The organism is Pseudomonas sp. K5002 (genome assembly GCF_013386655.1).
Taxonomy (GTDB): Bacteria; Pseudomonadota; Gammaproteobacteria; order Pseudomonadales; family Pseudomonadaceae; genus Aquipseudomonas.
In genome coordinates this window covers 1-5,173 of the sequence record NZ_JACARK010000298.1, presented here as the reverse complement: position 1 = coordinate 5,173, position 5,173 = coordinate 1, and the positions used below count along the sequence as shown (strand labels likewise).

The following is a 5,173-nucleotide window of genomic DNA, read 5'->3' as shown; positions in this document are numbered from 1 at the left end:
CGCGCATGGGCCGCTCACGGTTTGGCGCGGCGCATTTTGGCACCTGGCAGGCGCACTTCATGTGGACGCTCAACACCGGCGGCCGCCAGCACCTGGGGCGGCGGTTTGGGGCGAGTTATTGGGGAGAGCGGTTTGGCGTCAACCCGGGCAATGCCCTGGAGTGCCTGATTCATCGCAGCGCACCTGCTCATACGCAGGTGCACATCAATTATGACTAGAGGATAGAAGCGTGGATTATCCAAAGAGTGTGCCCAGCGTTGGGCTGGTGAATGGCAAGTTTGTGGATGAAAACCCGGTGACCGGGACGCCGGGGAGCTTGATTCCGGCGGCTTGGGGGAATGGGGTTACGCAGGAGATTTTGAATGTGCTGGCGGCGGCGGGGATTGCGCCGGATGAGACGAAGACCGATCAGCTGGCGCAAGCGTTGAGTGTGTTGAGTGATTGGTTGAAGTTGAGGAATAAACCGACGACGTTGGCAGGTTACGGCGTGACAGATGCGCTTGGCATTGGCCAATATGGATTGGGGAGCAACGTTGCGCCCACCGTCGCGATTGACGCTGTTGGGCTACCCGGTGGTTTTTACTATTACGGCTCCGGCAATACCAGTTTTGTCAATTACGTTGGGCTGGTGAACATCCCGTATGGAGATGGAACCTACGCCGGGCAGATCGGTTTTCAGCAGGGCAATACAGAACCGGATATCTACGTTCGCGGGTGTTCTCAGGCGAAGGTTTGGAGTCCGACGCGAAGGCTTTGGCATTCTGGAAACCTTGATCCTGCATCGATGGTGGTTCCGGTCGGTACGACGATTCAGTATTGCGGTGCCGTAGCACCGACCGGCTTTTTGAAAGAAAACGGGGCGGAAATCTCACGCACCGTATATGCCAAGCTTTTTGCCGTTATTGGAACAACTTACGGTGCAGGAGATGGCAGCACTACATTCAACTTGCCCGATAGTCGAGGCGAGTTTATCCGCGGCCTGGATGATGGCCGGGGCGTTGATCCAGGCCGCAAAATCGGCAGTTATCAAGGTGATCAAATTCAGGGGCATCGCCATAACCTAACTTGGGGGCAAGGGACCACTGGTTCGGGTGTTGTAGGGAATAATATCGCCAATTTTCCCAGTGGCTCGACACTGACGCAGATAACCGCTCCGGTGAGTGATGGAGTTAACGGGGAGCCACGAGTTGGACTTGAAACCCGGCCTCGTAATACTGCCCGCCTTATGTGCATAAAATATTGAGATTAGTTATGAATGAGCTATCCCTTGTTGTTTATCAAGCCCATCCGGTTACAGGTGAATACGTCGGCAGCGTGTACGCTGACCCGGATCCTCTTACTTCTGATTGCTGGATTGTTCCGGCGATGGCGTTTACAGAGGCTCCGCCTGTAGTGGGGGAAGGGTTTACCGTTGTTCATATTGCTGGTAGCGACAGTGCCTGGAGCGTTGTGGCGGACTTGCGTGGTGATGTTTATCACACTGATACAGGTGAGAAGGTTCAATGGCAGCAGCTTGGTGAACTGCCGGAGGGCGTAACTTCCAAGCCATGGCCTGGCCCTGGTTATGTCTGGAAAAACGACAAATGGGTGCTTGATGAAGCACAGCATACTTTTGCATTAGCTGATATCGAGCGTCGCTGGAGAGATTCAGAGATCGATAACGTCAAGTGGTTGCGGGAGCGCCATCGTGATGAGACAGACCTGAACCTGGACGCTGCAACGCTGACAGAACAACAGTTTTCCCAACTGTTGGAATATCTTCAGGCCCTGCGTAATTGGCCGCAGGGTTCGAAGTTTCCAGTCTCCGAGTTTCGGCCGGTTAGGCCGGACTGGATAGTTGGCCTTGTTCAATAGTGCTGTGCTCATGAGTTCGGAGGTTTTTTCATGCCGATAACCCAAAATGATCTTGTGCGAATCATGCCTAACGCCCGCTCCCAAGCGGGCGTTTTCGTATCTGCGCTGAACACAGCCATGTCCAACCGCCAAATCACCACACCCAAACGCATCGCCGCCTTCCTCGCCCAAATCGGCCACGAATCCGGCGAACTGCGCTACGTACGTGAACTGGGCAGCGATCAATACCTGAGCAAATACGACACCGGTACCTTGGCCGCCCGCCTGGGCAACTCCCCGGAAGCCGACGGCGATGGCCAGAAGTATCGCGGCCGCGGCCTGATCCAGATCACCGGCCGGCGCAACTACCTGGCGTGCAGTCAGGCATTGTTCGGCGATGAGCGTTTGTTGCACCAACCGGAGTTGCTGGAGACGCCGCAATGGGCGTGCGAATCTGCCGCGTGGTTCTGGCAGAGCAATGGCTTGAACGAACTGGCTGACAAGGACCAGTTCACCACGATCACCCGGCGCATCAATGGTGGCCTCAACGGTCTGGAGAACCGTATGCAACTGTGGGCGCGGGCGAAGGCGGTGTCATGGGCTTCCTGACGTCGTATCGCCTGCTTGGGTTTTGCCTGTTGTTCGCAGTTTCGGCGGGTGTTGCCTGGCAGGTACAGGCTTGGCGATATGGCGCACAACTCGAGCACCTGCAGGCTCTGCATGCCGCAGCACTCAGCCAGCAACAACAGGCCGAACAGGACAAACGGCTGGCACTGGAGCAACAACTCAGCGCCAGCGACCAACAACACACCCGGGAGCTTTCCGATGCACAACGCGCTCAGGCTCACCTGCGGGATCGCCTGGCCACTGCTGATGTGCGGTTGTCAGTCCTTCTCGACGCCAGCGATTCAGTCAGCGGCTGTGCAATGCCAGCCACCGCCCCCTCCGGCAGCCTGGTTCATGGCGCCCCGCGAGCCCGACTTGACCCGGCGCATGCTCAACGAATTATCGGCATCACCGACGACGGCGATAACGCAATGATCGCCTTGCGCGCCTGCCAGGCGTATGTCCGGGCCGTCGCGCGTTAGTCTCTTGTAACTTGCATGGCCCATGGGCTCCTGTAGGGTAGGCGAATGCCCGTCCACTCCAGGAGATGACCGTGAAGGAAATTACTCAACTCGCCGCTGAACTTGGCCGACGCTTGCAGGTTCTCAATGCCCACGTCACAACGGCCGAGTCGTGCACCGGCGGCGGTATCGCCGAGGCAATCACGCGGATTCCCGGGAGTTCGGCCTGGTTCGAGGCGGGCTATGTCACGTATTCCAATCGCCAGAAGACCCGGCAACTGAATGTACCGGAAGCCCTGTTCCCCAAGGTCGGTGCCGTCAGCCGCGAAGTGGTGGAGGCGATGGTGCGGGGTGCCCAGGAGAAAAGCCTGGCGCGTTTTGCCGTGGCAGTCAGCGGCGTGGCCGGGCCCGATGGCGGTTCGCCGGACAAGCCGGTGGGCACCGTATGGCTGGCCTGGGGCGTGGGCGATGAGGTTACCGCCGAGCTCGAACACTTCCCCGGCAACCGCGACGAGGTCCGCCGACAAACGGTAAAGGCCGCGCTAGAGGGCTTGTTGCGACGAGCTGCAGCAGAAATAGAAAATCAGGGGTAGGCGATCACGGATCTTTGTGGAACAATACTGTCTACTTATACAGGTGTTGGCCGCCAGGCCTTATTGATTACGTGAGGACTTTAATGGACGACAACAAGAAGAAAGCCTTGGCTGCGGCCCTGGGTCAGATCGAACGTCAATTCGGCAAGGGTGCCGTAATGCGTATGGGCGATCACGACCGTCAGGCGATCCCGGCTATCTCCACTGGCTCTCTGGGTCTGGACATCGCGCTCGGCATTGGCGGCCTGCCAAAAGGCCGTATCGTTGAGATCTACGGTCCTGAATCTTCCGGTAAAACCACCCTGACCCTGTCGGTGATTGCCCAGGCACAAAAAATGGGCGCCACCTGTGCGTTCGTCGATGCCGAGCACGCCCTGGATCCTGAATACGCCGGCAAGCTGGGCGTCAACGTTGACGACCTGCTGGTTTCGCAACCGGACACCGGTGAGCAAGCGCTGGAAATCACCGACATGCTGGTGCGCTCCAACGCCATCGACGTGATCGTGGTCGACTCCGTGGCAGCCCTGGTACCCAAGGCTGAAATCGAAGGCGAAATGGGCGACATGCACGTGGGCCTTCAAGCCCGCTTGATGTCCCAGGCCCTGCGTAAAATCACCGGTAACATCAAGAACGCCAACTGCCTGGTGATCTTCATCAACCAGATCCGGATGAAGATCGGCGTGATGTTCGGCAGCCCGGAAACCACCACCGGTGGTAACGCGCTGAAGTTCTACGCTTCGGTCCGTCTGGACATCCGTCGTACCGGCGCGGTGAAGGAAGGTGACGAGGTTGTCGGTAGCGAAACCCGCGTTAAAGTCGTGAAGAACAAGGTGGCCCCGCCGTTCCGTCAGGCCGAGTTCCAGATTCTCTACGGCAAGGGTATCTACCTGAACGGCGAGATGATCGACCTGGGCGTGCTGCACGGTTTCGTCGAGAAATCCGGTGCCTGGTATGCCTACAACGGCAGCAAGATCGGCCAGGGCAAGGCCAACTCGGCCAAGTTCCTTGCGGATAACCCGGATGTTGCCGCTACGCTCGAGAAGCAGATCCGCGACAAGTTGCTGACCCCGGCACCTGACGTCAAGGCTGCCGCCAACCGCGAGCCGGTTGAAGAAGTAGAAGAAGTCGACACTGACATCTGAAGCAAACGATGAGCGTTGTCCTGGATACACCCGTCGCCGTAAGGCGCACTGCAATGGACCTGCTCGCACGGCGCGAGCATGGTCGAGTCGAGCTGACGCGTAAGCTGCGTCAGCGTGGCGCAGATCCCGAGATGATCGACGCAGCCCTTGACCGTTTGACGGAAGAAGGGCTGCTGTCGGAGTCCCGTTACCTCGAAAGTTTCGTCTCCTACCGAGCCCGATCCGGCTATGGCCCTGCACGAATTCGTGAAGAGCTGAGCCAGCGTGGCCTGCAGCGGGCTGATATCGAACTCGCGTTGCGTGAGTGCGGCATCAGTTGGCAGGCACAACTGGAAGAAACCTGGCGGCGCAAGTTTGCCGGTCATCTGCCCATTGATGCGCGTGAGCGGGCTAAGCAAGGTCGCTTCCTGAGTTATCGCGGGTTTTCGATGGAGATGATCAGTCGCCTGTTGAGCGGTCGGGATATGGATGACTGAAGGCTGCGCCTGGTAAATGGTTGCTCTGATCATTGCGGGGCTTGGTGTGGCGAGGGAGCTTG

The 5,173-nt window shown here is 58.2% G+C and carries 7 protein-coding genes and 1 pseudogene; all 8 read left to right on the top strand.

What is annotated here, in order from left to right; translation table 11 throughout:
• Positions 1-218: pseudogene (locus HX846_RS15285) on the top strand (phage tail protein); the annotation flags it as partial.
• 11 nt (positions 219-229) lie between these two features.
• Positions 230-1,243 carry a tail fiber protein gene (locus HX846_RS15280; protein WP_178903780.1) on the top strand — a complete coding sequence of 338 codons (1,014 nt, stop codon included), beginning with the start codon at positions 230-232 and terminating at the stop codon, positions 1,241-1,243.
• An 8-nt stretch (positions 1,244-1,251) separates the two neighbouring features.
• Positions 1,252-1,854, top strand: coding sequence for a hypothetical protein (locus HX846_RS15275; RefSeq protein ID WP_178965653.1), 603 nt, complete (start codon positions 1,252-1,254; stop codon positions 1,852-1,854).
• A gap of 63 nt (positions 1,855-1,917) precedes the next feature.
• The gene (locus tag HX846_RS15270; RefSeq protein ID WP_372241985.1) at positions 1,918-2,442 is read left to right on the top strand and encodes a glycoside hydrolase family 19 protein; all 525 of its coding nucleotides are present in this window, start codon (positions 1,918-1,920) and stop codon (positions 2,440-2,442) included.
• A complete protein-coding gene (locus HX846_RS15265; protein ID WP_177028953.1) occupies positions 2,430-2,921 on the top strand; it encodes a lysis system i-spanin subunit Rz in 492 nt (163 codons plus the stop codon). Before HX846_RS15270 ends, HX846_RS15265 begins: the two co-directional genes overlap by 13 nt.
• 71 nt (positions 2,922-2,992) lie before the next feature.
• Positions 2,993-3,493 carry a CinA family protein gene (locus tag HX846_RS15260; protein WP_003208648.1) on the top strand — a complete coding sequence of 167 codons (501 nt, stop codon included), beginning with the start codon at positions 2,993-2,995 and terminating at the stop codon, positions 3,491-3,493.
• An 83-nt stretch (positions 3,494-3,576) separates the two neighbouring features.
• Entirely contained in the window at positions 3,577-4,635 is a 1,059-nt protein-coding gene (gene recA, locus HX846_RS15255) for a recombinase RecA (RefSeq protein WP_003208645.1), read from the top strand.
• Positions 4,636-4,643: 8 nt separating this feature from the next.
• On the top strand, positions 4,644-5,111 hold the full coding sequence (gene recX, locus HX846_RS15250; protein WP_003208644.1) for a recombination regulator RecX: 468 nt from the start codon (positions 4,644-4,646) through the stop codon (positions 5,109-5,111).
• The last annotated feature ends 62 nt before the right edge of the window (positions 5,112-5,173 follow it).

Excerpts from the sequence above, each read along its gene's own strand:
- HX846_RS15275 (WP_178965653.1), top strand. The coding sequence starts at position 1,252 with ATGAATGAGCTATCCCTTGTTGTTTATCAAGCCCATCCGGTTACAGGT.
- HX846_RS15270 (WP_372241985.1), top strand. The coding sequence starts at position 1,918 with ATGCCTAACGCCCGCTCCCAAGCGGGCGTTTTCGTATCTGCGCTGAAC.
- HX846_RS15265 (WP_177028953.1), top strand. The coding sequence starts at position 2,430 with ATGGGCTTCCTGACGTCGTATCGCCTGCTTGGGTTTTGCCTGTTGTTC.
- recA (WP_003208645.1), top strand. The coding sequence starts at position 3,577 with ATGGACGACAACAAGAAGAAAGCCTTGGCTGCGGCCCTGGGTCAGATC.
- recX (WP_003208644.1), top strand. The coding sequence starts at position 4,644 with ATGAGCGTTGTCCTGGATACACCCGTCGCCGTAAGGCGCACTGCAATG.